21 protein-coding genes are annotated in these 26560 nt (G+C 58.6%); 3 read left to right on the forward strand and 18 right to left on the reverse strand.

The annotated features are described in order from the left end of the window. Positions 1–2 precede the first annotated feature (2 nt). From FJ546_RS01015 to FJ546_RS01080, 14 genes are all read right to left on the reverse strand, one after another. Entirely contained in the window at positions 3–1832 is a 1830-nt protein-coding gene (locus FJ546_RS01015) for a rhamnan synthesis F family protein (RefSeq protein WP_140887390.1), read from the reverse strand. Positions 1833–2177: 345 nt separating this feature from the next. Beyond that, positions 2178–4091, reverse strand: a complete 1914-nt coding sequence (locus FJ546_RS01020) for a rhamnan synthesis F family protein (protein WP_140887392.1) — start codon at positions 4089–4091, stop codon at positions 2178–2180. 49 nt (positions 4092–4140) lie between these two features. Then, a complete protein-coding gene (locus FJ546_RS01025) occupies positions 4141–6075 on the reverse strand; it encodes a rhamnan synthesis F family protein (RefSeq protein WP_140887393.1) in 1935 nt (644 codons plus the stop codon). A 102-nt stretch (positions 6076–6177) separates the two neighbouring features. Next, a complete protein-coding gene (locus FJ546_RS01030; protein WP_140887395.1) occupies positions 6178–7236 on the reverse strand; it encodes an NAD-dependent epimerase/dehydratase family protein in 1059 nt (352 codons plus the stop codon). 295 nt (positions 7237–7531) lie between these two features. Continuing rightward, on the reverse strand, positions 7532–10027 hold the full coding sequence (locus tag FJ546_RS01035) for a YfhO family protein (RefSeq protein WP_140887396.1): 2496 nt from the start codon (positions 10025–10027) through the stop codon (positions 7532–7534). Further along, complete coding sequence (locus FJ546_RS01040) at positions 10024–10896, reverse strand: hypothetical protein (RefSeq protein WP_140887398.1); 873 nt, start codon at positions 10894–10896, stop codon at positions 10024–10026. The genes FJ546_RS01035 and FJ546_RS01040 overlap by 4 nt, the downstream gene beginning before the upstream one ends. A 64-nt stretch (positions 10897–10960) precedes the next feature. Beyond that, positions 10961–11584: a methyltransferase domain-containing protein gene (locus FJ546_RS01045; RefSeq protein WP_140887400.1), complete on the reverse strand. Its 624-nt coding sequence runs from the start codon at positions 11582–11584 to the stop codon at positions 10961–10963. A gap of 1 nt (position 11585) precedes the next feature. Further along, positions 11586–12596: a glycosyltransferase family 2 protein gene (locus FJ546_RS01050; protein WP_348641948.1), complete on the reverse strand. Its 1011-nt coding sequence runs from the start codon at positions 12594–12596 to the stop codon at positions 11586–11588. 300 nt (positions 12597–12896) lie between these two features. Further along, positions 12897–13775 (reverse strand): dTDP-4-dehydrorhamnose reductase, encoded by an 879-nt coding sequence (rfbD, locus tag FJ546_RS01055; protein ID WP_140887401.1) that lies wholly within the window; start codon positions 13773–13775, stop codon positions 12897–12899. After that, positions 13772–14842, reverse strand: a complete 1071-nt coding sequence (gene rfbB / locus FJ546_RS01060) for a dTDP-glucose 4,6-dehydratase (protein WP_140887403.1) — start codon at positions 14840–14842, stop codon at positions 13772–13774. The genes rfbD and rfbB overlap by 4 nt, the downstream gene beginning before the upstream one ends. An 11-nt stretch (positions 14843–14853) precedes the next feature. Then, the gene (rfbC, locus tag FJ546_RS01065; protein ID WP_140887405.1) at positions 14854–15414 is read right to left on the reverse strand and encodes a dTDP-4-dehydrorhamnose 3,5-epimerase; all 561 of its coding nucleotides are present in this window, start codon (positions 15412–15414) and stop codon (positions 14854–14856) included. A 3-nt stretch (positions 15415–15417) separates the two neighbouring features. Beyond that, positions 15418–16299, reverse strand: coding sequence for a glucose-1-phosphate thymidylyltransferase RfbA (gene rfbA / locus FJ546_RS01070; RefSeq protein WP_140887407.1), 882 nt, complete (start codon positions 16297–16299; stop codon positions 15418–15420). 128 nt (positions 16300–16427) lie between these two features. Continuing rightward, positions 16428–17447: an NAD-dependent epimerase gene (locus FJ546_RS01075; RefSeq protein WP_140887408.1), complete on the reverse strand. Its 1020-nt coding sequence runs from the start codon at positions 17445–17447 to the stop codon at positions 16428–16430. A gap of 64 nt (positions 17448–17511) precedes the next feature. Continuing rightward, positions 17512–18102, reverse strand: a complete 591-nt coding sequence (locus FJ546_RS01080; RefSeq protein WP_140887410.1) for a biotin transporter BioY — start codon at positions 18100–18102, stop codon at positions 17512–17514. A 114-nt stretch (positions 18103–18216) separates the two neighbouring features. On the opposite strand from FJ546_RS01080, the gene FJ546_RS01085 reads away from it, so the two are divergent. Continuing rightward, on the forward strand, positions 18217–19125 hold the full coding sequence (locus tag FJ546_RS01085; protein WP_140887411.1) for an MBL fold metallo-hydrolase: 909 nt from the start codon (positions 18217–18219) through the stop codon (positions 19123–19125). Between the two features lie 56 nt (positions 19126–19181). On the opposite strand, the gene FJ546_RS01090 is transcribed toward FJ546_RS01085, so the two are convergent. Both FJ546_RS01090 and FJ546_RS01095 read right to left on the reverse strand, forming a co-directional pair. Further along, a complete protein-coding gene (locus FJ546_RS01090) occupies positions 19182–19967 on the reverse strand; it encodes a DUF1499 domain-containing protein (protein WP_140887413.1) in 786 nt (261 codons plus the stop codon). Positions 19968–20047: 80 nt separating this feature from the next. Next, entirely contained in the window at positions 20048–21676 is a 1629-nt protein-coding gene (locus FJ546_RS01095) for a fatty-acid--CoA ligase (protein ID WP_140887414.1), read from the reverse strand. A gap of 321 nt (positions 21677–21997) precedes the next feature. On the opposite strand from FJ546_RS01095, the gene FJ546_RS01100 reads away from it, so the two are divergent. Together FJ546_RS01100 and FJ546_RS01105 are read left to right on the forward strand one after the other, a co-directional pair. Then, the gene (locus FJ546_RS01100) at positions 21998–22354 is read left to right on the forward strand and encodes a hypothetical protein (protein WP_140887416.1); all 357 of its coding nucleotides are present in this window, start codon (positions 21998–22000) and stop codon (positions 22352–22354) included. A gap of 131 nt (positions 22355–22485) precedes the next feature. Further along, the gene (locus FJ546_RS01105) at positions 22486–22875 is read left to right on the forward strand and encodes a DUF427 domain-containing protein (protein ID WP_140887417.1); all 390 of its coding nucleotides are present in this window, start codon (positions 22486–22488) and stop codon (positions 22873–22875) included. 31 nt (positions 22876–22906) lie between these two features. Here the strand turns inward: FJ546_RS01105 and FJ546_RS01110 are convergent, their stop codons facing one another. Together FJ546_RS01110 and ppdK are read right to left on the reverse strand one after the other, a co-directional pair. Continuing rightward, positions 22907–23647: a polysaccharide deacetylase family protein gene (locus tag FJ546_RS01110; protein ID WP_140887419.1), complete on the reverse strand. Its 741-nt coding sequence runs from the start codon at positions 23645–23647 to the stop codon at positions 22907–22909. 207 nt (positions 23648–23854) lie between these two features. Further along, positions 23855–26533 (reverse strand): pyruvate, phosphate dikinase, encoded by a 2679-nt coding sequence (gene ppdK, locus FJ546_RS01115; RefSeq protein ID WP_140887420.1) that lies wholly within the window; start codon positions 26531–26533, stop codon positions 23855–23857. Between the last annotated feature and the right edge of the window lie 27 nt (positions 26534–26560).

Raw genomic sequence — 26560 nt, forward strand, 5'->3', positions numbered from 1 at the left:
GGCTAATCCCCAAACGCGATTATCCGTCGTAGGCCGCGATAGAGTGGCCTGAGAATCCTGAACGCTATTGGCGATCTGGCTACAATCGATCTCTTGATCGAGAAGATGAGGCCACGAAAGGATCTTGCCACTCCATAGTTTCCGAATTCCGCTGGAGCCCCGTTCTCGCATAGAGCTTGCAATTTAGCCTCCAGCATTACGTAGTTGTGAGCAGCATGCCCGGCAGTCATCACGTGCCGGAAGGTATAGCCAGCGTCGATTGCAACATAGGCTATGATCCGCTCTATGGCATGGACCAAACTCCCATCCCGATAATCCATATTGGCAAAATCGTTCCAGCCCCACTCTTCTTCGAAAAGCTTCCTTAGAGCTGCAGGACGAAACCAGTACATCCCACCGTAAGGCGCGACAGGTGTACTATCATCCAGGTGCACGATCAAACCCAACTGTCGGGCAAGCTTCGCTACATTGGCTTTGTTGCCAGCCCATGAATTTCCAATGGTCGGATACCCAATATGGACCAAGGGCGGCATGACGAGACCAAGCGCTGGATTGTTGGCAAAGAGTTCAAGCAAATTCGAGACATATCCAGGCGTATGAAGAAGGTTTTCAAAAGTGTGGAGTTTAAACAACTCTCCCCTCGGGCCGTCTTGGGGAGATCGCTTGGAGTGGACCCGGCAGATCAAGTCGTACCGATCCTCGAGTGCGTAATCCCTGCAACCGACAAGAAGGGCGGAAGTATCCCTGCCGTCGTTCCGGACGACCAGGACGACCGCATTCCTGGCGTTCGTCGCCTTCGCGACGGCTTGCTGGATCAACGCCTGCTTGTTGGCATTGTCGGTCGTGACGATCAGATCGTAGCCTTTCGGCACGTTTTCGGCATAACCGAGAATCTCACCGATCATGTCAACGTGATACACATGCGCAAGAACTGCTATCCGATAATCGTCCCAATTCCTTTGCGCACCAATATGGATGTCCGGCAGGACGGAGAGCAATGCGGCATTGCCATTTAGCGTACGAGGCGAGCCCAAGCGGCCAACGCTTTTCCATATCAGCGACAAATCATAATCAGATTGGTTCTCCACGATCTCCAAGGCGCGCGGCAGGTTGATGGCCGCGCGCTCGAGGGACAGCGTGTCATGAAAGAAGAGGCGACGCTTCAGGATCGGGCTCCGGTCCTCCAGCGTTTTGTCCGGCTCCATGAAAACCGGGTACGGCGTCTTGTATCGTTCCGGATCGAGCAATACCGAACAGGTGTAGCCCAAAGCCTGAAAATGCGCTGTGAACACCGTCTCGTGCTTCGCAACTGACTCCATATAGGAGTTGATGGAAACCATCCGGGTCCAATAGTCACGAAACGCCTTCGACTGATGCAAGGACCGTCGCACTGCGATGAAATGGGAATTGAGGTGGAAGGGCAGTTCCGATTTTCTGACGTCGATCGGATTGGGCCTTATCGCCTTGTGGGCGGAGATTCCCCAAAAGTCACAGTGACGTTGGTCCATCTCCGAGAACATTTCCGAGAAGGGGAAAATCGGCCCGTAGAAAGTGTGGTTGAAAAACAATATCTCGTCGAAGTGTGAAAGTTCATCCCACCCGATATGTTCGAGGGCAGCCCGATAGGCCCAGACATCGAACCCCTTGTTTTCCCTGACCAGAAAGCTGTCGGTAGCGTCAGAAAGGCGAGATCGTGCCTCGTCGTCTACCGGACCGTTGCAAACGACCAGCAGTTTTTCAACAAAAGGCCTTATCGATGCAATCAGGTGGAAATAGTACTCATCTATCTTGCCTTCTTCATCGTAATAAAATGCGATTGCCAGGCGCCTCATCGACCTATCTCTCTCTGGTGCAAATGGCACTTAGAATTGGAACGCTCCGATATGGGATCGCCGGCGGCGCCGAACCACATCCTGCCACGCAAACATCATCGAGAGGCGGTGTTACCAGGTTGCGCCCTCGATGCCCGTGATAGCGTTGAAAAACAGGTATTCCAAGACCGCTGGGTGGAATGGCACCATCTGGCAGGACGTCGGCCGCACCCATTAAACCGTTCGGTGGCGATAAAAAAGACCGACCACATGCGATCTTCTACGCGACGCCGACATGCGGCTTGCCAAATGAGGCCCGCCTTCCAGGAAAAGCGCACAGCGTTTTCACCACGCCTGGAGTTGATTTTAGGGCCTGGCCACGGCTCGATAGATCGGTCTCAGTATTTTGAACAGGGTGGGCGCTCTGAACCATAGAGAGTTTTTGATGGCCAAATTGAGTTTACCCAGAGAGCGCCTCACTGACGTTACCGACGTCTGCGACGATGACGCAGCGGGCGGTAGATGGTTTGCCACGGGATAACCCGCCTTCTTCCACTCAGACAACAAATGGCACTGCCACGGGAAGTCGCCTGACGGCATCAGGCTGGCAAGTTTTTGCAGCTTGAACTCCAGCATGGTGTAATTGTGCGCCGCCTGATGCGCGCATATGATGTGCTGCGTGGTATATCCGGCATCCTGAGCCGCATAGGCGATCAGCCGCTCCAGCACATGAGCCAAGCCGCCGTCAACATGATTTGGCTCGGCATTGAAGTCTTCCCATTTCCACTTGTGTTCGAACATTTTGCGCAGGGCGCGTGGCCGGAACCAGAACATGGTGCCATAGGCAGCCACCGGGGTGTCCTGATCAAACTTGACCTTGATATTCAAAAGCCGCGCGGTTTCCTCAACCTTTGGCTTGTTGAAGAACCATGCGTGCCCCATGGTCGGATAGGAAATATGAACGACAGGCGGAACGGCCAGTCCGACCGAAGGATTGTCGTGAAACATATCCAACACGTTGTGGACATAGCCACGCGTATTCAGCAAATTCTCAAGCATATGCCGCTTGAACAGATTGCTTCTCGACGCCTGCACTTGAGGCGACTTTTTTGTATGCAGGCGACAGACAAGATCATAGCGGTCGTCGACGAGCAGATCGCGCAAGGAAATGAAAAGCGAGGACATGTCACGACCGCGATTTTTCTCGACAATGCGGACGATGACGTTCTTCACGCCAGGGCGTTTTGCCAGTGTGGCTTCAATCTCGGCCTTTTTTTCCGGCGTATCCGTTGTGGCAATGAAATCATAGGGTACCGGGATGTTGCCGGTCAGGCCCAGTATCTCGTCCAGCATATCGGTGTAGTAAACATGCGCGCAGACAGCGATCTTGCCGTAGTCGGAAGGAGCGTCGTCGTCTTTGGCTCGCTCATCGGGCAAGACGCTCATCAGCGCGGCATTGGTGTTTAGATTCCTCAATTCCGAAGTGCGCAGGACGTTGCGCCAAATCAGATTGAGGTCGTAGTCGGATGTCTCTTCAAGAACTCGCAAAGCGCGCGGCAAATCAATGCCTTGAGCATTCAAAAACGTCGGATCATGAAAAAACGGACGTCGCTTTAGCAGGGGAAAGCGGTTGATGATTGTCTCATCGACGTTAATAAACGCCGGATAGTGCGAGCCATACTTATCCGGATCGACATACGCTTCCGCCGAGTAGCCAAGATCTGTAAAATGCTTGGTAAACCGCGACTCGTGAAGCATAATAGCGTCGATGTAAGTTTTGATCGCCGGCAGGTTTTCCCAGTATGTTTTGAAGGCGCGTGATTTCAGCATCTTCTCGCGGACAGCAATGAAGTTTGCTGTGAGGTGGCGGGGCAGATGGCCTGTTCCGGTAAACGGATTTGGCGTCATTTGCGAATGAGCAGCGCTGCCCCAGAAATCACAATCCCGGCGCTCCATTTCCGAAAACATTTCCGAAAACGGGAAAAGAGGCCCGTAGCAGGTGTCATTCAGCAGGATAAGTTCATCATACTCGGAAAGAGCGTCGAAGCCGACAGCGTCAATACCGGTCTTGTATCCCCATACATCAAATCCCACGTTCTCCCGGACCAGAAGCTGATCACAACTGGCTTTGATCGCTATTTCCGAAAGCTTGGAAAGATTTCCATTGGATACGACAACAATCCTCTCGACAAACTCGCGCAGCTTTTCGAGCAGGAAGATGACATAGTCATCGGCAATTCCATGCTCGTTGTAGAGAGAAAATACGGCAATACGACGCACCTTGATGCTCCTGACTAGACCGTGAACATTACGTGTCTGATGCCCGCCATTAACCGCCGCCACGCCGAGAGTTCGGTTTCAAAACCGCTCTCGTGCCGCGATAGATCGGCCGTAGTGCTTTGAACAGGATAGGCGCCCTGAACATCAAAGAGCTTTTAACGGCCAAATTGAGCTCTGCCAGAGAATGCTTCACCGACGTCGGCATTGGTGCCGGAGTGGCCGACACATGGCTTCCCAAGGGATAGCCGCCCTTTCTCCACTCAGACACCATATGACACTGCCAAGGGAAGTCCCCTGACGGCATGAAGCTGGCGAGCTTTTGCAGCTTGAACTCCAGCATGGTGTAGTTGTGCGCCGCCTGATGCGCGCACATGATGTGCTGCGTGGTATATCCAGCATCCTGAACCGCGTAAGCGATCAGCCGCTCCAGCGCATGAGCGAAGCCGCCGTCGACATGATCCGGCTCGGCATTGAACTCCTCCCATTTCCACTTGTGTTCGAACATTTTGTGCAGGGCGCGTGGCCGGAACCAGAACATGGTGCCATAGGCAGCCACCGGAGTGTTCTCATCGAACTTGACGTCGATGTTCAAAAGCCGCGCGGTTTCCTCAACCTTTGGCTTGTTGGCAAACCACGAGAACCCCATGGTCGGATATGAGATATGAAAGATAGGCGGAATGGCCAGGCCGACCGAAGGATTGTCGTGAAACATATCCAACACGTTGTGCACGTAGCCACGGCTATTCAGCAGATTGTCAACCATATGCCGCTTGAACAGGTTGCCCATCGATGACTGCACTTGAGGCGATTTTTTTGTATGCAGGCGACAGACAAGGTCATAGCGATCGTCGACAAGCAGATCGCGCAGGGAGATGAAAAGCGAGGACATGTCACGGCCGCGATTCTGCTCGACGACGCGGACGATGACGTTCTTCACGCCAGGGCGGTTCGCCAGGGCGGTTTCGATTTCGGCCTTTTTTTCCGGCGTATTCGTGGTGGCAATGAAATCATAGGATACCGGGATATTGCCGGTCAGGCCTAGTATCTCGTCGAGCATATCGGTGTAGTAGATATGCGCGCAGACAGCGATCTTGCCATAGTCGGCAGCAGCACCGTCACCTTTAATCCGCTTGTCCGGCAAGACACTCATCAGCGCCGCGTTGGTGTTGAGGGTTCTCAAATCCGAAGAACGCAGAACATTGCGCCAAATCAGATTGAGGTCGTAGTCGGATGTCTCTTGGAGCACCCGCAAAGCACGCGGCAAATCGACGGCGTTTTTATCCAAAAAGGTTGGATCATTGAAAAAAAGACGACGCTTTAAAATTGGGCTTCTATCATTGTAAATCTGATCGACATCGATCATCACAGGGTAAGCGGAATTGTATTTATCCGAGTCAAGGTATGTTTCAGACTTGTATCCCAAGTCCTCAAAAACAAGTGTAAAACGCGACTCATGCAAGAGAACAGACTCCGCATAGTCTCTGATTTTCGGCATTCTCTCCCAGTAGTTTCGAAAAGCGATCGACTCAAGCATCGCTTTCCGCACGGCGATAAAATGAGAGTTCAGATGGCGGGGCAAGACCCCTGTTCCAGTGAAAGGATTGGGGGTTACCTCCTTGTGATCGGATATGCCCCAAAAATCGCAGTCCCGGCGTTCCATTTCCGAAAACATTTCCGAGAACGGGAAAACAGGTCCGTAGAATGTATGGTTAAGCAAAAGGATTTCATCATAATCGCCGAGCTTGTCGTAACCGATGAACTCGAGCCCTTGGCGATACGCCCCAACGTCAAATCCTGTATTTTCGCGGATAATAGTCTCGTCAACCGCGGATCGCAGTGAAGCTTCCGATGATTTTGAAATTTCCCCGTTTGAGACAAAAATAATCGTCTCCACGAATGGCCGCAATTTTTCTAGAAGGTAGAATATATAGTCATCAACCTGGCCGCGTTCGTCATAGAAGAAAAATATCGCTGCACGCCGCATTGCCAATTCCCCGCAAAAATCAGATCCGTGTGGTATAGGGGCCACGTCTCCCATGGAAGCATCTCGACGGCAAAACGCTTCCGTTGTCACGATGTCATAATTCTAGCCAAGTTGTGAATCGATCCACTCGGAAAGCTGGCCGATCCCCTCGTCTACACTTTTCAAAGGTCGCCATTCCAGTTCGCGCACCGTCCTGTCGATGTTGGCGACAGCGCAGCGAACGTCGCCGTTGCGGAACATGCCGTTGACGTGCGGTTCCGGCGCCCCGTATCTTTTTGCGACGATCCTTGCTAGGTCAAGGACCGTGGTCTTGGAGCCCGTGCCGACATCATAGGCGAGCGATTGCGACAGTTTTGTTGTCGTGGCCTTGTCGAGAGCCGACGCCACATCATCGATGAAGACGAAGTCGCGTCCGATATCCCCGTCCTCATAGATCGGGATGCTCTTGCCTTCCTTCGCCATCCTGATGAACAACGACACGATTCCCGTGTAGCTGTTGGTCAGCGATTGGCCAGGACCATATACGTTCTGAAGGCGAAGCACGTTGACAGCTGTTCCGAACGAAAGAGCCCAAGCCCGCAATATCTGTTCCTGGGTTAGTTTCGTTGCTCCGTAGATGCTGGTTGGATTCGGCATCGTTTTTTCCGCGTCCATCGGCAGAGGTTCGAGCCCGGGAAAATCCCACTCCGCGCGTTCGAGCTGCTGTTTCGATCTCTGACCGGGATACGTTATCTCGCCTGTTTTCCCGGACCGCCATGCCCCTTCTCCATAGACGGCGCGGCTCGAAGCCAGGACAAAACGCTCTGGAACGTGCGATGCCGTGGCGAAGGCATCCAACATGCGGGTGGTGCCAAGAACATTTGCTATTGCGTGGCGAGAGGCCTCCGTGAGCGACTGACCCGTGCCGGTTTCGGCAGCCAGATGCACCACAACTTCAGGTCGGACGGTTTCCAGTGCCTGCGCCCAGGTCGAGGCCTCCGTCACATCGGCAACCACGAGTTCAACGCGAGGATCAAGGTCGGCGGGACGCTTTCGCTCTGCGTGGATCTGCGGATGCAAGCTGTCGAGGACAACCACGCGATCGAAGCGGTTTGCCAATTTGGCGGACAACGCGCATCCAATGAATCCAGCTCCGCCGGTCACCACGCATGTTTTAGACATTCAGGCAGCATTCCTGTTTCAATGACTTGGCCGTTCGTTATCAGCGTCAACCTCATTTGAATAGATACAGGAGGTTCAGCTCCAGTCGAATCGGATTTTGGGGTGTCGCATTCGGGTTTCCGCGCCTGCCTGCAGAAGGTTGCAGCAAACGGCGAATCTCTGACGAAACGACCCGATCAGCCGATCAACATGTTGCCTGCTTCCTGAAGCACTCCAAATTTATCGCGATCCAGCCACGTGCAATGCTATGCACCGGTCTGGTTTGCGGTCCCATTTTCGACACCCAGGCAACCAATTAGCCAGCGCCGGCTCGTGGCCTGGAAGCTCTGCCATTCACCATGATCAAGAGAATGACTGAAGCCGCAAAGCCGGCAGTGCAAAGTTCCAGCGTTTTCAGCAAGTGACTGCTGTCGTAATAGAAACGAATTTTGCTTGGCCCGTTCACCTCCACGGCAGGGAAAAAATCTAAAAACTTCCCTAGTTCGACCGGTTTCCCATCTAGCGTGGCTCGCCAATACTTATTGGCACGAATGGGGAAAACGACCCATCCATGGGTTGCGTCCGAATATTCCACTGTCAGGTCGTCCGGTCGATACGTCGCAAGGCGCACAGGGCCAAAATCCGCTTCCGGTTGTCCGCTTAACCCGTTCACATAATAGCCCGAACCTGAAACCGTGTGATTTTCAATAACGCTAATGCCCCGCTCTGCCGACGCGATCGAGAGATTCTGTGGAAGACGCGCTCTTTCACCAATCCTCATTTTCGGGATGCCGGGAAATACACTCGACCCAATTTGATAAGTTGCCCCTCCAGCGGTATCGAACGCCCATGCACTAAGCATCTTCTGGCTGTCGGGTTTGGCCATTGAAATGACGTACCGATACGTTCCGGCCACAAGAGGAACGTCTTGATTGAAATTAAAGGTAGCATATTGGTTGTTGCGTATCGCCTCCGGTGTCAATTCAGCATGAGCTACGAGGAGCTTGTCTCGATAAAGATCAAACATCACCGCCGAAGGGGCGAAATCCCTATCATAGGTTCCGAATAACACTTGCGTGTTCGTAGCGCTGATGGACTTGTCAATTACCAATTCACCTTGAAGAGCGCCATTGGTGAGGGACGCAGTAGCCCGCTGGCCAATGCCAGTGGTCTCGTAACCCGATTCAGTACAGCCCTCTTTGACAAGGAAGAAACGGACAGCAGCATAGGTAATCCCCGGGCTGGAAAAGTTAATGTCAGAGCATTGAATGATGGAGGCCGTGTATGTTGTCTGAAAAGAAGGGGCTATGTCCGCGGCTATCTTGTTTTGAGCATCGGTACGAAATCCGTGAGCAAACAATTCTGGCAGCCGGTAGTTCGACAAAAATCCCGAGACAAGAAAGCTGCCGTCCGCAATGATGCTTTGACCTGGAAGGATCTTGGATGCCACATAGGATATCGATGGCGTGTCCGGGAAAAAAGTCTCGATGTCAGGTCGCGCATTAAGCTGCCTGAACCAATAGCCAAGATTGATTGCCTGTAAGAGGCATATAAAAATCACCAAATGAAATCTATAAGATGATTCAGGATTCGGAGACGACGGCGATATGAATTTCACCGAATATGAAGATAATACAGCCGCCGACAATCCAAATAAAACCGACCCCCTGCTCCACGTATTGAAACCAAACCCCGGAATTGCGTTCACTATGCTAGCCGGCGCCATGCCAAATACGGTTGCCAGCGTAAATACCGCCACGAATAGCCCAAAAAAAGCAAATCGATTGGGTGACTTGAAAATGAAATAAAACGCGAGAAGGGTTAGGAGAGCAGCAGGTATTCCTGCCGAAAAGGTACGCTCGACGCCTAGATTGTTCACAAAGTCAGAGCCAAACATATTGACGATGTCGTAGGGCGTGAACCAAGTTCCGCCTGTTCGGCTCGACAAATCAGTTGAATCGAGAATTTCTTTAACTTGCAAGAGGCCGGGAAGAGCAAGGAACGCGCCTGCAATGCCTGCTAATCCCAGCCCAAAAATTCGCCTGACCGGAAGCTGATTGATGCCGGCACTCCGGACTTCGGCAAAGAGGACCACGATCCCGAGTATCAGGGAGGATATCCCTCCAAGGACGGCCACAAATGGAAAGCCGCCCAGACCCGTCAAGGCGACACTGAGAGTGAACCCAAACGCCCAACCCAAACGGCCGGTTTGCCAATAGCGAAGCTGAGTGGCGAGAACCCAGGGGACAAGAGCGCTCGTTGTCAGGTGCGGCCAGTGCGCCCAAGCGATGTTGAACCCGCAAAATGCGAATGTAATGGCGCCGAAAACCGCAGCCACATGATTTCTGAACATGAAAAACAGCAGGCAATAGGTACCGAAAGTCGCCAGCAGATAATTTGATAAAAGTGCGAACGTGTAGCCCATGGCCTCATTGGGCGTGAGGGCATAAACTACGAAGGGTATCGACAGGCCTTCGTAAATCGGTGCCTGGATGCCCGGCGCACCCAGCTGGTGGAGGGGGTTCCACAGCGGGATATGCCCTTCCCGCAACTCTCGCCTGAACTCCCGCCAGTTTGGCAGCCGGTGATCCAAGGCGTCAGAACGCTCCGCATTGACAAGGTCGGTGTCGATCCCGGCATTGTCCCATCCTGGATAAGCCAACATCAAATCCATCGGCGCCAGCGTTTGCCGAAAAGGATTCACGCCCACAATCCCCAGGACCAGGGCGAAAAGAAGCACCATCGAAATGATGTGTCGCAAAAACGGAATCCGGCCCGGCAAATGGGTGTCTTGCACGGATGTTGCCGTCATGCGCTTTTCCCTTTTCGCAAAACCAACTCTACCAAGGCGACCAGGCAATCTCCGAGAACGGTGACGAGCCGATTACCAAGGGCAGCCGCGGTGGCCGATGGAGGCGGCAAACCCGCGGCAGTCAATCCCATGATCAGAACGGCCTCGCGCACGCCAAGCCCGCCTGGCGCCCCCGGAACGACAAAGCCAACGAGCCAAGCCGTGGCTCCTATGCCGATCAATTCAGCAATATGGCCTCCATCGTTTATGGCCCTCACAAGCGCGACGATCAGAAACCCATTGCCCATGAAAAACAGGGCATAGAGGAAAAAGGCCTCTGCAGATGTGATGAGCGCCCTGCCCCCGATGCCCGCCATCCTGAAGCGGAACAAAAGTCCCATCCCAAACGCGATCGCCAAAAGACCGGCGGCGATCAATCCCACAGTCAAAGTAGGGTTGCCGGGACCATATCGCGCATACGCAGCTTGGAAAATAGGCCACGTCAGCAACGCGCCCGACGCCCCGGCGGCGAGAACAATGACGGACAGTTCCCCCACCTGGGCAACGGCAAGCGCCCTGTTCGAAGCCCCGGCACTGCGGGCAAGGGCGAAGCGACCAACCATGTGCATCACATTGCTCGGCAGGTATTTGTAAATCTGCGTCCTACCAAAAATGGCGAGCGCACGGCCCAATCCAAGCGACGGTCCGTCGACGAGAACCAGGAACCGGTACCAGGCGATGCCGACCAGTTGCAGAATGGCGGCATAAGCGACAGCGCACCCCAATATGGCGATCAAGAAGAGTGGGGAAACGAGCTGGCGCTGCACATCGCCGAAGGAGCGATGGATCGCCAGCCCCACGAAGACGAGCGCCGCGAGACTGACGGCCATCGCTCCAAGGCGAACTAAAGACTTTAGCCTGCTGCTTTTGGGTGGTTGTGCCGTCTGCATTGCCTCAGTCACAGCGGCAAAGGACCATGGTCCAAGGAAAGGGCTTGCTGACTTTCACGACCTTTAGCGTCTTGCTTAGCAGATCGATAAAGGACGCGGATGACCAGTGATTGATATGCCCTGGCGTGTTGCCAAACTGGGTTACATATTTTCCCCTGGCAACATTCAGGACCCGCCAGATCGGCTCTCGCGGCACGCTGACAAGGAGATATGGCTTGCCAAGTGATTTCAGGACCGAGAGCGCTTGTTGCGTATTTGGAACATGCTCCAGAACCTCGCAGCATATTACCAATTCAGCGGAATTCACTTGCGGTGTCAGTTCGAATAGCGAGCGCGTTTCAAACAACGGCGCTATCCCACGCTTGACGCATTGCTCGTTGGCCTGCGAAACACTGACGCCTTCCAGATCGCTGCCGCGGACGTTCCACCCCCGATCATGAAGTCGAATGGACAAATTTCCTTCTCCACAGCCGACCTCGTAGGCATTGCGAACACCTGTCTCGGCCGTCAACGCATCGAATCTGCTTAAAAAGCCATCCATCAAATATCGCGCAACCGGATTCCGGGTGTTGTACTTGTCATAGTAATTACCTGGAATGTTATCGTAAGCGACCGGCGTATCATTCATCTTATATCGTTCCGCCTACACTTTCTTTCTTGATTTTGCTTTCAACTGTAAACGACCGGATCCTAGCCTTTGCACCATACTCTTGCTGCAATTGCCTGATCCTTATTTCTTCAAGCAATTGCCTGTTGACCGCGATGAGCTCGGAAATGATGCCGCTCATCGCAAGAATGCCGGCAATCGCGAGCAAGGCGCTGGACAGAACGAGTGACTGGATGTTGCCATTGCCTTCGCCCATCAAATAGTGGACAAGGAACCGGATAACCCCGATCAACCCCGGCGCGGCCACGATTGCCGCACATGTCGAGAAGAAGCGCAGCGGGCTATAGACGACAAAAATCCTCACGACCGTTATCAACGAGCGCCGAACATAGCTCGGTATGCTCTTGACCAGCCGTGAGGGTCGAAGATCGCCGTTGACGCGGATCGGCACCGAGGTGATCGGGATGTTCCTGCGCCCCGCCTGGATGATCGTTTCCAGCGTATAGGTATAGCGATTGAAGACATTGAGCTGCATCGCCGCGTCGCGATGAATGGCCCGGAAACCGCTCGGGGCGTCAGGGACCGTCGTGCCACTGGCAAGCTTGACAACGAAGCTGCCAAACTTCTGCAGAAATTTCTTGACCGGCGAAAAATGATCTATCTCGCTGATCGGCCTTGCGCCGATGACGATCTGAGCCTTTTTCTCCAGTATGGGCCGGACCAGATCGGGAATGCAGGAGGCATCGTACTGGTTGTCCGCATCGGTGTTGACGATGACGTCCGCGCCCAGTTTCAACGCGGTTTCGATGCCGGTCATGAACGCTTTGGCAAGCCCCTGATTATGGGGCAGCGAGACCACGTGATCGACGCCGTTTTCCCGGGCAACCTCTGCTGTTCGGTCGGTGGAGCCATCATCGATTACGAGCCATTCCACCGTGCTGAAACCCGTGACCTGACGCGGCAGATCGGCCAGCGTGACGGCGAGCGTCCCCTCCTCATTCAAGCATGGGATTTGAATAATAAGCTTTGACAATCCACCCTCTTCTTTCCGCAAGGCTGATCGGCTGCCGTATTCCATATGGACCTAAAGAACTTTGCTTCCGCGCGCTACCTGCTTTGGCAAAATAAGCTGTTTTTTGCGGCTGCCAACAGCGGCGCGAGCAGGCTCCGGGCGGCGCCGAGTTCGTGGCGTTCAGGCGAATTCGCTCAGGAAGCCATCATGCATTGGTCACGAGCCGGACGGCGGGGCGCCGACATTGACCGACATCTGTTCTGAGCTTGCCGGTATGCCCAGCGCCGGTGGCCGGCTTTGCCTTGCGCCGGTTCGCGTCTCTCAGGACAGGACCCGGCGCACCACTGCTTCCGTCGAACGCCGCCAGTCCGGCGCAGACCAGCCGAAGGCGGAGGCGAACTTCGCGCTCGACAGCCGGGAATTGGCAGGGCGTCGCGCCTTGGTCGGGTAGTCCGTCGTCGTTATGTCGCGGACACGCGCTGAAGGACCGCCAGACACGCGGCTCGTGTCGAGGATATGACGGGCAAAGCCGCTCCAGTTGGTCTCGCCCGTGCCGGCCAGATGATAGGTGCCGAACGCGGCGAAGTCCTTGTTGCGTTGCAGCGTGGCCGCGGCATGCAGGATCGCATCGGCGATATCCAGCGCTGAGGTGGGATTTCCCCATTGATCGGCCACCACTGAAATCTCGTCGCGGTCGGCCGCAAGCCGAAGCATGGTTTTGACGAAATTCTTGCCGAACGGACTGTAGACCCAGGCGGTGCGCAGGATCAGGTGGCGCGGATTGGCTGATGCCACCGCCTGTTCGCCGGCGAGCTTGGAGGCGCCGTAGACGCTGGCTGGCGCGGTTGCATCGGTTTCGACATAGGCGCCGGAAGCGCTGCCGTCGAAGACATAGTCGGTCGAAAGGTGGATGACGGGAACGCCAAGCCGCGCCGCGGCCTCCGCCACCTTGCCGGCGCCGACGGCGTTCACCCTGAATGCCAGATCGGGCTCGTCCTCGGCCTGATCCACGGCCGTGTAGGCGGCAGCCGACACGACGATGTCAGGCTTGGCCGCAGCAATGGCTTCGATCACGGTGTCGGGGTTTGCCAGGTCGAGCTGCGGACGGCCAATGGCGATGACGTCCACGCCGGCAAGCTGGCCGGCCTCCAGAAGGCTCGACACAACCTGGCCTTCGCGTCCGGTGACGACGAGCCTCACGCGGCCCCCTTGCGGGCTTCGCCCAGTCTTTCGCCGGCATAGTTCTGCTCGCGGATCGGCCCCCACCACCATTTGTTGTCGAGGTACCAGTCCACGGTTCTGGCCAGGCCGCTGTCGAAATTCTCGTTGGGCGCCCAGCCGAGGTCCCGGCCTATCTTCGATGCGTCGATGGCATAGCGGCGGTCGTGGCCGGGGCGGTCGGTGACGAAGGAAATCAGGTCACGGTAGCTCTTGCCGCCGGCCCGGGGACGCCTGCTGTCGAGCAGGTCGCAGATCGTCTCGACGACGCCGAGGTTTGTCCGCTCCGAATTGCCGCCGACATTGTAGCTCTCGCCCGGCGTGCCTTTGGTGGCAACGAGTTCCAGGGCCCGCGCGTGGTCCTCGACGAACAGCCAGTCACGCACATTGGCGCCGGCGCCATAGACCGGCAGCGGCTTTTCGTCGAGCGCGTTGAGGATGACGAGCGGGATCAGTTTTTCGGGAAAATGATAGGGGCCGTAATTGTTCGAACAGTTGGAGAGCACGACCGGCAGGCCGTAGGTCTCGTGCCAGGCTCGGACCAAATGGTCCGAGGCCGCCTTCGAGGCCGAATAGGGCGAGGACGGCGCGTAGGGCGTCTCCTCGACGAACATGCCGCCTTCGAAAGGCAGGTCGCCGAACACTTCATCGGTCGACACGTGATGGAAGCGGAAGCGGCCTTTCCTGTCGTCGGCAAGGCCGCGCCAGTATTCGAGCGCCGCATTGAGGATGCGGTAGGTGCCGACGATGTTGGTCTCGATGAAGGCGCCGGGCCCATCGATGGAGCGGTCGACATGGCTCTCGGCGGCAAGGTTCATGACGATGTCGATATCGTCACGGTGCATTATGTCGAGCACCGATTTCTCGTCGCATATATCGGCCTGGGCGAAGCGATAATTGTGCGCGTTCTCGATTTGCCGCAGCGAGGCCAGGTTGCCGGCATAGGTGAGCTTGTCGAGATTGGTCACCCTATAGGCCGGATTGGCGCACAGATGCCGACACACCGCCGAACCGATGAAGCCAGCCCCGCCTGTCACCAGAAAATTCATGCCGCTATCCTTCATGCCCATCCGGCAAACACATCGGCTTCGGCGAGCACCGGCGCCTTGAGGTCCTTGTCCGAAAGCTGGAATCCGCCAGCCACCGAAGGCCATTCGATGCCGATGACGGGATCGTCGAAGCGGATAGACCGATCGTGCTCGGGCGAATAAGTGTCTGTAACCTTATAGAGAACCTCGGTGTCGGGCACGAGCGTCACAAAGCCATGCGCGAAACCCTTCGGAACCAGAATCTGATTGCCCTTTTCGGCCGTAATCTCGCAGGCGACCCACTTCCCAAAGGTTTTCGAACCACGGCGGATATCGACCGCGACGTCGAGGATACTGCCGCGAATGACGCGCAGCAGCTTGTCCTGGGCCCGCGGCTCGAGCTGATAGTGAAGCCCTCGCAAGACGCCTGCCATGGCGGAATAGGAATGGTTGTCCTGCACGAAAACCAAGTCGATGCCTGCCTGCGAAAACCGCTCGGCATTGTAGGTTTCCATGAAGAAGCCGCGTGCATCGCCATGTCGCCTGGGGACGATTTCCAGCACGCCATCGATGCCGAGGGACCTGATCTCCAAAGCTTAGCCCTCCAACAGATCGGCGACGCGCCGCCGCAGATAGGCGGCATATTCATTTTTGCCCAACTGGGTTGCGCGTTGCAGCACTTGCTCTGCCGTCAGCCAGCCCTGCTCGAAGGCGATCTCCTCAGGGCAAGCAACCTTGATGCCCTGCCGATGTTCGATCGTGCGCACGAAAGAAGAGGCTTCGTGCAAACTGTCATGCGTGCCGGTGTCGAGCCAGGCATAGCCACGCCCCAAACGGTGCACGTGCAGCTTGCCGCGCTCGAGATAGACATTGTTGACCGCCGTGATCTCGAGCTCGCCACGCGCCGAGGGGCGGATCGTCGGGGCGATGTCGACCACGTCATTGTCGTAGAAATAGAGACCGGTGACAGCCCAGTTCGACTTCGGCTTCTGCGGCTTTTCCTCAATCGTCAGCGCGGTTCCGGTCGCCTTGTCGAAGGACACAACACCATAGCGCTCGGGATCCTCGACATGGTAGGCGAACACCGAAGCACCCGCTTCGCGCGCGGCGGCGGCGCGGCAAAGCTGCGAAAGGCCGTCACCGAAATAGATGTTGTCGCCAAGAATCATCGCGACGCCGTCTTTGCCGATGAAATCCCGGCCGATAATGAAAGCTTCCGCAAGACCATTGGGCTGCGGCTGCTCGGCGTAGGAGAACGCCAGCCCGAACTCCGATCCGTCGCCGAGTAAATCACGAAAAGCCGGCAGATCACGCGGTGTCGAAACAATCAGAATCTCACGGATTCCCGCGAGCATCAGTACGCTCAGCGGATAATAAATCATCGGCTTGTCGTATATCGGAAGGATTTGCTTAGAGACTGCTAATGTCAGTGGATAAAGACGCGTTCCACTGCCTCCAGCAAGGATAATTCCTTTCAAGAAGCGCTCCTTGACATGCCGAGCCCCCCGGCCCTGATCGATCGTGCTTAGGTTTCATTCAATGGCTTGTCAATGCGGCACGCGACACAGGAGAGGCCTGTTTCGCACGCCAGCACATGACCTCAGCCTTACCCAAAATACGCCTGGTACCACTCGACGAACCGCCCTACCCCGTCTGATACGGACGTGCCGGGGCGGTAGCCAACAGCCTCCTGCAGCGCGGAAGTGTCGGCGAAGGTGTCCGGCACGTCGCCGGCCTGCAGCGGCAAGAGCTCGATGACGGCCTTGCGGCCAAGCGCGCTTTCCAGCGCCTCGACATAGGCGGTCAGCCTCACCGGATTGTTGTTGCCGATGTTGAAGATGCGCCAGGGCGCGCTGCTCGTTGCCGGATCCGGATGACCTGAATCCCAGGCGGGATTGCCGGCGGCAGGACTGTCGCTGGTCCGGATCACGCCTTCGGCGATGTCGTCGATATAGGTGAAGTCGCGCGTGTGGTTGCCATTGTTGAACAGCTTGATCGGCTCGCCGGCCAGGATGCTCCTGGCGAACAGGAACAGCGCCATGTCGGGGCGCCCCCAAGGCCCGTACACGGTGAAGAACCGCAGCCCGGTCGTCGGCAGCCCGAACAGATGGCTGTAGCTGTGCGCCATCAGCTCGTTGGCGCGCTTGGTCGCGGCGTAGAACTGCAGCGGATGATCGGCCGGGCGGTGCTCCGAAAACGGCATGTCGGTGTTGGCGCCGTAAACGCTCGAGGTGCTGGCATAGGTCAGGTGCGCCATGCCGGCATTGCGGCAGGCCTCCAGCATGTTGGTGAAAGCGACGATGTTGCTTTCGACATAGGCTCGCGGGTTTTCCAGGCTGTAGCGTACCCCCGCCTGGGCGGCGAGATGGATCACCCGGTCGAAGCCATGATCGCCAAAGCAGCCGTCCACGATTTCTCTGTCGGCAAGATTGCCGTGGATGAAATGATAGCCGGCATTGGTGCCTTGGCTGGCTTCGGCCAGCAGCCGCAGCCGCGCCTGCTTGATCCGCGGGTCATAATAGTCGTTGACGCTGTCGATGCCGACAACTTCGTCGCCACGCTCCAGGAGCCGCCTGGCGACATGATAGCCTATGAAGCCGGCGGCGCCGGTGACCAGAACCTTCATCGGAAGCGCCCATCCTCGGGAATGGATCCCTAATGTCTATGGCACGCCAATCTTCCTACAGACCTCAGGAGCGCTTCAGCAGCGACCAGACGGCCGGCACAAGGCTTGCCGCCAGCGCAACCTTGATCAGATCGCCGACAATGAACGGCACGACGCCGAACTGCCAGGACTTTTCCGGGCCGATCAGCAGCGCCAGCCAGGCAAAGCCCATCGCCATCATCACCACTTCTGCAACCAGCATAGCGTTGAAAAGCTTGATCGGGTGGCGATCCCAGCCGCGATCCGCGGCCCAGCCGACAATCGCCGCCATGACGACAAAGCCCGCGAGATAGCCACCCGTCGGGCCGACCATGTAGGCAAGGCCAATGCCCTTCTCCGGTGTGCCCTGGAAGACCGGGAAGCCCATCGCGCCCTCCGCAATGTAGAGCAGCAACGTGGCGACGCCGAGGCGCAGGCCGAAGGTGGCGGCGATCAGCAAGACGGCGAGCGTCTGCATCGAGATGTCGACGGGCCCCAGCACAACCTTGGTCTTGGCCGACAGGGTCAGCAGCAGCGTTCCGGCGATCGCCAGGAAAAGCTGTGTTGCCAGTCGCGCCGCGCCTTCCTGCGGCAAAGCCAGAGAAACAAGCGGACGCATCGTCGTTGCAGTTGCCATGGTCTTCCCCAATCCGATCTAGCGCGATCCGATAATCGCGATCCTGCGTTTTCCTATATTGGCTTGCGTGCTATGCGGCAATCGGTTTTGCCGTTCCGGGAACAATGTGCCGACATGGCTCTCAAATTCGATACCAGCTTCGATCCGTACTACGGCCAGGGCGTGAACGTCGGCCCGGACGTGCAGCGCATCACGGTCCGGAACCCCAGCCCCTTCACCTTTCACGGCACCAACAGCTATGTCGTCGGGCGCGACACGCTGGCGGTAATCGATCCCGGGCCGGATGACGAGGCGCATCTTCAGACCTTGCTCGGCGTGATCGCCGGCAGGCCCGTCAGCCATATCTTCGTCAGCCACACGCATCGCGACCATTCCCCGCTGGCGGCCCGACTGAAGGAGCGCACCGACGCTTTGGTGATGGCGGAAGGGCCGCACCGGCCGGCGAGGCCACTGCATATCGGCGAGACCAATGCGCTCGACGCCAGCGCCGACACCGCTTTCAATCCCGACATCGCACTGCCGGACGGTGCGTTGGTCGCCGGCGACGGCTGGGCGATCCGTACGGTTCTGACCCCCGGCCACACCGCCAATCACGCGGTGTTCGCGCTGGAAGAAACCGGCATCCTGTTTTCGGCCGATCATGTCATGGCGTGGGCGACATCGATTGTCGCGCCGCCGGACGGGGCCATGGCCGATTACATGGCATCGCTGGACCGCCTGATCGAGCGCGACGACCGCCTGCTGCTGCCTGGGCACGGCGGGCCGGTCACCAAGCCGCGCGCTTTCATGCGGGGATTGAAGACGCATCGCAAAATGCGCGAGCGGGCCATATTGGAGCGGGTCAGAGCCGGGGACCGGACGGTTCCCGACATGGTCAAGGCGATCTACAGGGATACAGATCCCAGGCTGCATGGCGCCGCAGGGCTGTCGGTGCTTGCCCATCTCGAGGACCTGGTGGCGCGCGGCATGGTATCGACAGATGCCGTCCCCGCCATCGACGGCATTTTCACGCCGGCGCGATAGGCCGGTCTGGCCCGGTGCCCAACCCTCCTCGCACGCGCCGGATCGGCGAGAAGTGCCTATTCGGCAGGAGCCGCTCCGACCTGGCCAGCGACTTCCTGATCCAGTTCCGCCAGGAAATCGGTGATGCGCGCGGCATTGTCGCCAAGGTCGTAGCGGCCGTAACGCGAAGCCGACCGCATGTCGACGATCACGCTATCGCCATCGTCCGTCACGCGGATCGCCACATCGGCCGGAAGTCCGACCACGAAGCCCTTGGCGACAGCGGTAATGGTCACGTCGCTTTGCCCGGCAAGGTCGGGATAGGGTTCGGAAAGATCCCAGCCGCGCCGGTCGAGCACGGTTTCGACGGCATTGACGACGGTCTCGAATGGAAGGTCGTAGCTGCGCGCGGTGACCAGCGGATAGCTGTCGGCCTGCAGCCTCTGTTCGCCCGGTGTCGATGGGGACAACACATTCATGTCCTTTGTCCGCTCGCTGACGTCGAGCGCGGGCGGCTCATCGAAATCGGTCGAAATGTCCCTCAGCGGCGGGTAGATCGTCGCCCAGTAGGCGGCAACGCCATAGGGGACCAGCACCAGCATTGCCAGCAAGGCGCCGACAGTCAGGTCGCGGCCGCCGCGATCGCCGAATTTCCATAGTCTCGAAAAGGCGAAGGCGGCGAACAGCAGCGCCAGCGCCGCAAGCAGCGCTACGATGCCCAGCACCCACAGGAACACCGGCGTTTCGACGAGATCGAAGCGGTGGCCGACGAAGTCGGTCAGCAAAAGTACCGCTGAAAACGCGGCCGTGCGGCGCGACCAGCCGGCAGCCTTCGACGTTCGCCGTTCGGGAATGCTAACCATGGTTCTCTGCGTTGCCCCAACCCGGACGGAGGTTTAGTGCCTTTTCGCGGCGGCTTGAAGCCGAAACACGCAACATCCCCTCAATCCGTCGGCAGGTGGTAGTCCCTGAACTGCTTGCGCAAGGTAGTCTTCTGGATCTTGCCGGTGGCGGTATGCGGTATTTCGCCGACGAAAGCGACATCGTCGGGCATCCACCACTTGGCCACCTTGCCGTCCATGAAGCCGAGAATATCCGCCTTGGTCGGCTCCTTGCCCGGCTTGGCGACGACGACCAGCAAGGGCCGCTCGCCCCATTTCGAATGATGGACGCCGATGGCCGCGGCTTCCGCCACGTCCGGGTGGCCGACGGCCAGATTCTCGAGCTCGATGGTCGAAATCCATTCGCCGCCGGACTTGATGACGTCCTTGGCGCGATCGGTGATCTGCATGTAGCCGCCGGCGTCGATGTGAGCGACATCTCCGGTATCGAACCAGCCGTCCTCATCGAATTGCTCCGCCCCGGCGCCACCATAATAGGCGCGGGCGACGGCCGGGCCGCGCACTTTCAGGCGGCCAAAGGTCTTGCCATCCCAGGGTTGCGCATTGTTCTCGTCATCGGTCACCTTCATTTCGACGCCGAAGGGCGGGTAGCCCTGCTTTTGCTTGACATCAAGCCGGGCCTCGCCCTGGAGAACGGTATATTCCGGTTTCAGGGTGCACAGCGTGCCGAGCGGCGACATTTCAGTCATGCCCCAGGCATGGATGACCTCGACACCGTAATCGTCCTGGAACCTCGTCATGATCGCGCGTGGACAGGCAGAACCGCCGATGACGACCTTGTTCAGATAGGGAAGCTTCTTGCCGGTCTCCTCCAGATATTGCAGCAGCATCATCCAGACGGTCGGTACGGCGGCGCTGAAGGTCACCTTCTCGGTGTCGAGCAATTCATAGATCGAGCCGCCGTCCATCTTGCAGCCGGGCATGACCAGCTTGGCGCCGATCATTGGCCCGCTCTGGCCAAGGCCCCAGGCATTGGCGTGGAACATCGGCACAACCGGCAGGATCGTGTCGCGCGACGACAGGCCCATCGCGTCGGGCATGGCGGCGATCATGGCGTGCAGCACGTTCGAGCGGTGGCTGTAGACGACACCCTTGGGATCGCCTGTGGTGCCCGACGTATAGCACATGCCGGCGGCGGTGCCTTCGTCGAAGGTCTTCCAGGCGAAGTCGCCATCGACCTCGTTAAGCCAGTCCTCATAGGCGACGGCATTGGACAAGGTCGTCTGCGGCATGTGCGCCTTGTCGGTCAGCACGATCACCTTCTTCAGCGATTTGACGGCACCGGCGATCTTCTCCAGCAGCGGTATGAAGGTGAGGTCGACGAAGACGGCCTTGTCCTCGGCATGGTTCATGATCCAGACGATCTGCTCGGGAAACAGGCGCGGATTGAGCGTGTGATAGATCGCGCCGACCCCCATGATGCCGTACCAGGCCTCGAGGTGGCGCGCCGTGTTCCAGGCCAGCGTGGCGATGCGGTCGCCCAACCCGTAACCGTCCCGCTCCAGCCGCTGGGCGACCTTGAGAGAACGACGATGGAGGTCGGCATAGGTGGTGCGCACGATCGGCCCCTCGATCGAGCGCGACACGATCTCGCGCACTCCGTGCTGCCGTTCGGCGTTGTCGATAAGCTTGTGGCACAGCAGCGGCCATTCCTGCATCAGCCCCAGCATCCGGTTTCCTCCCTCGCGCATTTTGCGTCGTAGCTTTGGCGCATTGTGAAGCGAACCGGCGGATTGTCCAGTCACCCGCTCGCTCGGGACACGAATTTCAGGGTCCGTGCCGCGACGGCAAGCAGTTGAATTTTGACATGTTTTGGATTTTGGACTGCTGGGCATTCGTGCCAACGCGATGGCAGGAGGGTCAAAAACACGACAGCCGCGACGGTGTCCTATCCCACGAAATGACCGGGAAATCCGCCACAATCCGGCCATCGTCGGCGTTAAGCTTCGTTAACGGGTAAAGGGGGCGATTGGCGACTGAAAGAGGTTCGCATGGATACGCAGCTCGACGACAAAGCCCTTGAGAGCACACTTGCCGAAAGCCTGGCCGATCTGGTGCCGGATCAAAAGACTGTTTCCGAAGACGAATTTGTTGAAGTTGTCGGCGGCGCGCTTGAAGCGGTCGGCGGCACGCTGCTGTTCAAGATGTGCGTCCAGAACGAAGGGGAAGGCCAGCACGTCGCGGCCGCATCCGTCGGCGCTGGAGGCAATCGCCAGTTCCTGCTGCTCACCTTGCCGACCGGCGGCGGCTCGCTGAAAGTCGAGACCGTTTCCAGAAGCAGCAACCCGGTTGCCGGCATCGCAGCGGCCTATGCCGGACTGATGGACGCATTCAAGACCGCCGCCTGAGCCTCGGCTGACGCTCGAAAGCCCTGTCATGCCACGCCTCGGCGATTGGCGCGCCTGTTTTCGTGATCCGAAGCCACCTTGCGCAACAGCTGTGCCCGCCACACTTTAAGGGCCACGCAAGGAGAACCAGCATGGACAAGATCGCCAACCCGGCCCCCGGCTTCCAGCGCAACCCCGACAAGATCATCACCATCGAGCCCTATGTCGGCACCGTCACGGTGCGCGCCGGCGATACGGTCATCGCGTCGTCCACCAAGGCCAAGGTGCTGAGCGAAGCGCCCTATCCCGCCGTCTTCTACATTCCGTTCGCCGACATCGATTTCGACAGGCTGAGCGGCACCGAACACTCGACCCATTGCCCCTACAAGGGCGATGCCAGCTATTGGAGCGTGCTGCCCGCCGGCGAAACCGGTCAGAATGCGATGTGGGCTTATGAGCGGCCTTTCGACGAAATGACCGAAATCCGCGACCACGGTGCGTTCTACGCCAGCAAGGTCACGATCGAAGCCAAGCCGGGTTGAGGAAGAGCCAGCTCCAGCACGTGCTGCGGGATCAGTCCGTGGTGCCGTGATTGCCCGTGCCGTCGGCGTCGTCGAGGCGCACGAAGGTCATGCCTTTGGCCTTCAGCGCCAGCAGGCCCTGCACCACGCCTTCGCCGGCGGCGTGGGTCGGCTGATTGATATGCGAGATGATGACGTCGCCGTCCTTGGCCGCGGCGATGCGCCTGGCGGTTTCCTTGGCGCCGAGCAGCGAACCGCCATCGCCATTGATCGAGAAGCCGGCAATCTTGAAGCCGAGCTTGCGGATCATCGCGATCGCCGAGGGGCTGTATTCGGCGGTTGCACCGCGGAACCATTTGGGCGCCGGCTGACCGGTCCTGGCAAGCGCCGCGGCCCCTGACTCGACTTCGGCCAGCACGGCATCCGGGCTGCCGGCGCTCTTTATGCCATAAATCTTTTGCGGCGTGTCGACCGCCGGAATGTGGCGGCCACCGTGATTTTCCAATTCGAAAAGGTCAGGATGCGCCCGCATGATCTCGACGGCCGCCGCATTGCGTTTCAGCCAGATTCCGGTGACGAAAATGGTGGCCGGGATCTTGTTTTCCACAAGCGCCGAGAGAATGCGCGTGTCGGTCTGTCCGTCGCAGGCGTCGAGCGTGAGCGCAACGCGGCCCGCTCCGCTCGCCGCGGGCTTGATGTGCAGGGTGGGCTCGACCAGCGTCGCGGCATTGGCGCTGCATACAGCCACCAAAGACATGGCGATCGTGCAGAGGTGTCTTTGCAGCAGACGCATCAAACCGAATTCCTGATTGGCGATTTCAAGCCGGCATCCAAAGACCCGCATGAAGGCGGAAATCGGACGATGGATAGCAGAAAAATGCATGGCGCGGCAATTTGACCGCCCTGGTGCAAGCGCCATTCGGTAGCCTGACGACCAGTCGCCCTTCAGACAGGGCGTTCCGGCTTCATTTCGGTGCGATTGCGCAATGCCTTGATCTCCCTATCCGCGTCCCGCTTTCGCCACCTGTACCGCAGCCTGCGCGGCCGCCAGCCTGGCGATCGGCACGCGATAGGGTGAGCACGAGACATAGTCGAGCCCGACCTCCTCGCAGAAGCGGATCGATGCCGGGTCGCCGCCATGTTCGCCGCAGATGCCGAGCTTGATGTCGGGGCGTGTCGCCCTGCCCTTTTGCGCGGCCATGCGCACCAGTTCGCCGACACCATCGATGTCGAGCGAGACGAACGGATCCTGCTCGATGATGCCTTTCTGGCGGTAGGTCTCCAGGAACGAGGCCGCATCGTCGCGCGAGATGCCGAACGTGGTCTGGGTGAGGTCGTTGGTGCCGAAGGAGAAGAACTCGGCTGTAGCGGCAATGACGTGGGCACGGATCGCCGCGCGCGGCAGCTCAATCATCGTGCCGGTCAGGTAATCGATCCTGACGCCGCTCTCATCCATGACGCTCTTGGCGACCGCATCGATGCGTGCCTTGACGTAGTCGAGTTCCTTCACCAGGCCGACCAGCGGCACCATGATCTCGGGCACAACCAGCGCGCCGGCCTTCTGGCCGGCCTCGACTGCAGCTTCGAAAATGGCGCGTGCCTGCATCTCGGCGATCTCGGGATAGGAGACGGCCAGCCGGCAGCCGCGATGGCCAAGCATCGGATTGAATTCGTGCAAGGCCTCGGTGCGCTGCCTGAGCTTGTCGGGCGACACATTCATGACGGCCGCGACCTCGGCGATTTCGGCCTCGGTCTTGGGCAGGAATTCGTGCAGCGGCGGATCGAGCAGGCGGATCGTCACCGGCAGGCCGGCCATGATCTCGAACAGTTCCAGGAAATCCGAGCGCTGCATGGGCAGAAGCTTGGCAAGGGCGGCGCGCCGGTCCTTCTCGGTGTCGGCCAGGATCATCTCGCGCATGGCGACGATGCGGGCGCCGTCGAAGAACATGTGCTCGGTGCGGCAAAGCCCGATGCCCTCGGCGCCGAAGGAGCGCGCCATGCGGGCATCGAGCGGCGTTTCGGCGTTGGTGCGCACCTTCATGCGCCGCACCGCGTCGGCCCATTCCATGATGGCGGCGAAATCGCCCGACAGTTCGGGCTGCAGCATTGCCACGGCGCCCTTCAGCACTTGGCCGTTGCCGCCGTCGATGGTGATGATGTCGCCCTTGCGGAAGGTCTGTCCCATCGAGAGCAGCGTGCCGGCCTTGTAATCGACGCGCAGGGAGCCGGCGCCCGAGACGCAAGGCTTGCCCATGCCGCGCGCGACGACGGCGGCGTGGCTGGTCATGCCGCCGCGCGTGGTCAGGATGCCCTCGGCCGCATGCATGCCGTGGATATCCTCGGGGCTGGTCTCGATGCGCACCAGGATCGCCTTGCGGCCCTGTGCCTTCAGGTCCTCCGCATCACCGGAGGAAAAGACGATCTCGCCGGTGGCAGCGCCAGGCGATGCCGGTAGGCCGACGCCGATGACGTCGCGTGCGGCCTTCGGGTCGATGGTCGGGTGCAGCAATTGGTCGAGCGAGGCCGGATCGATGCGGGCGACGGCTTCCTCCTTCGTGATCAGGCCGTCCCTTGCCATTTCGACTGCAATCTTCAGTGCCGCCTTGGCGGTGCGCTTGCCCGAGCGGGTCTGCAACATCCACAACTTGCCGCGCTCGATGGTGAATTCGAGATCCTGCATGTCGCGATAGTGCTTTTCCAGGCTGTCGGAGATGGTGACAAAGGACTGGAAGGCTTCCGGCATCAGCTTCTGCAGCGACGGCTTGTCGGAGCCTGCGGCGATGCGGGCGGCCTCGGTGATGTTCTGCGGCGTGCGGATGCCGGCGACGACATCCTCACCCTGTGCGTTCACCAGGAATTCGCCATAGAGCTGCTTTTCGCCGGTGGACGGGTTGCGGGTGAAGGCGACGCCCGTGGCCGAAGTCTCGCCCATATTGCCGAACACCATGGCCTGGACGTTGACCGCCGTGCCCCAGCTTTCGGGGATGTCGTGGAGGCGCCGGTAGGTGATGGCACGGTTGTTCATCCAGCTTGAGAACACCGCGCCGATGGCGCCCCAGAGCTGCTCCTGCGGATCCTGCGGGAACGGCCTGCCGAGCTCCTCCTCGACCTTGGCCTTGTAAAGCGCGATCACGCCTTGCCATTCGATGGCCGTCAGCTCGGTGTCGAGCTCATGGCCGAGGCTTGCCTTCTGGTCTTCGAGGATTTCCTCGAACACCTCGTGATCGAGGCCCATGACCACATCGGAATACATCTGGATGAAGCGGCGGTAGCTGTCATAGGCAAAGCGCGCATCGCCGGAATCGGTAGCCAGCGCCTCGACCGTTTCGTCGTTGAGGCCAAGATTGAGCACAGTGTCCATCATGCCCGGCATCGAGGCGCGAGCCCCGGAGCGCACCGACACCAGCAGCAGCTTCGACGGATCGCCGAACCGGCGGCCGGTCAGCCGGCCGATGTGATCGAGCGCGGCCGCGACATCGCCTTCCAGCCCCGCCGGATAGGCGCGGCCATTGGCATAGTAGGCATTGCAGACCTCGGTGGTGATGGTGAAGCCTGGCGGCACCGGCAGGCCCAGGCTGCACATCTCGGCCAGGTTGGCGCCCTTGCCGCCCAGCAGATTCTTATCGCCGGCACGGCCTTCCGCCGCACCATCGCCAAAGGTGAAAACCCATTTGGTCATGCTTTGCTCTCCGGTTGCAGGAGATTG

This window comes from Mesorhizobium sp. B2-4-19, assembly GCF_006441315.1.
Classification (GTDB): Bacteria; Pseudomonadota; Alphaproteobacteria; order Rhizobiales; family Rhizobiaceae; genus Mesorhizobium.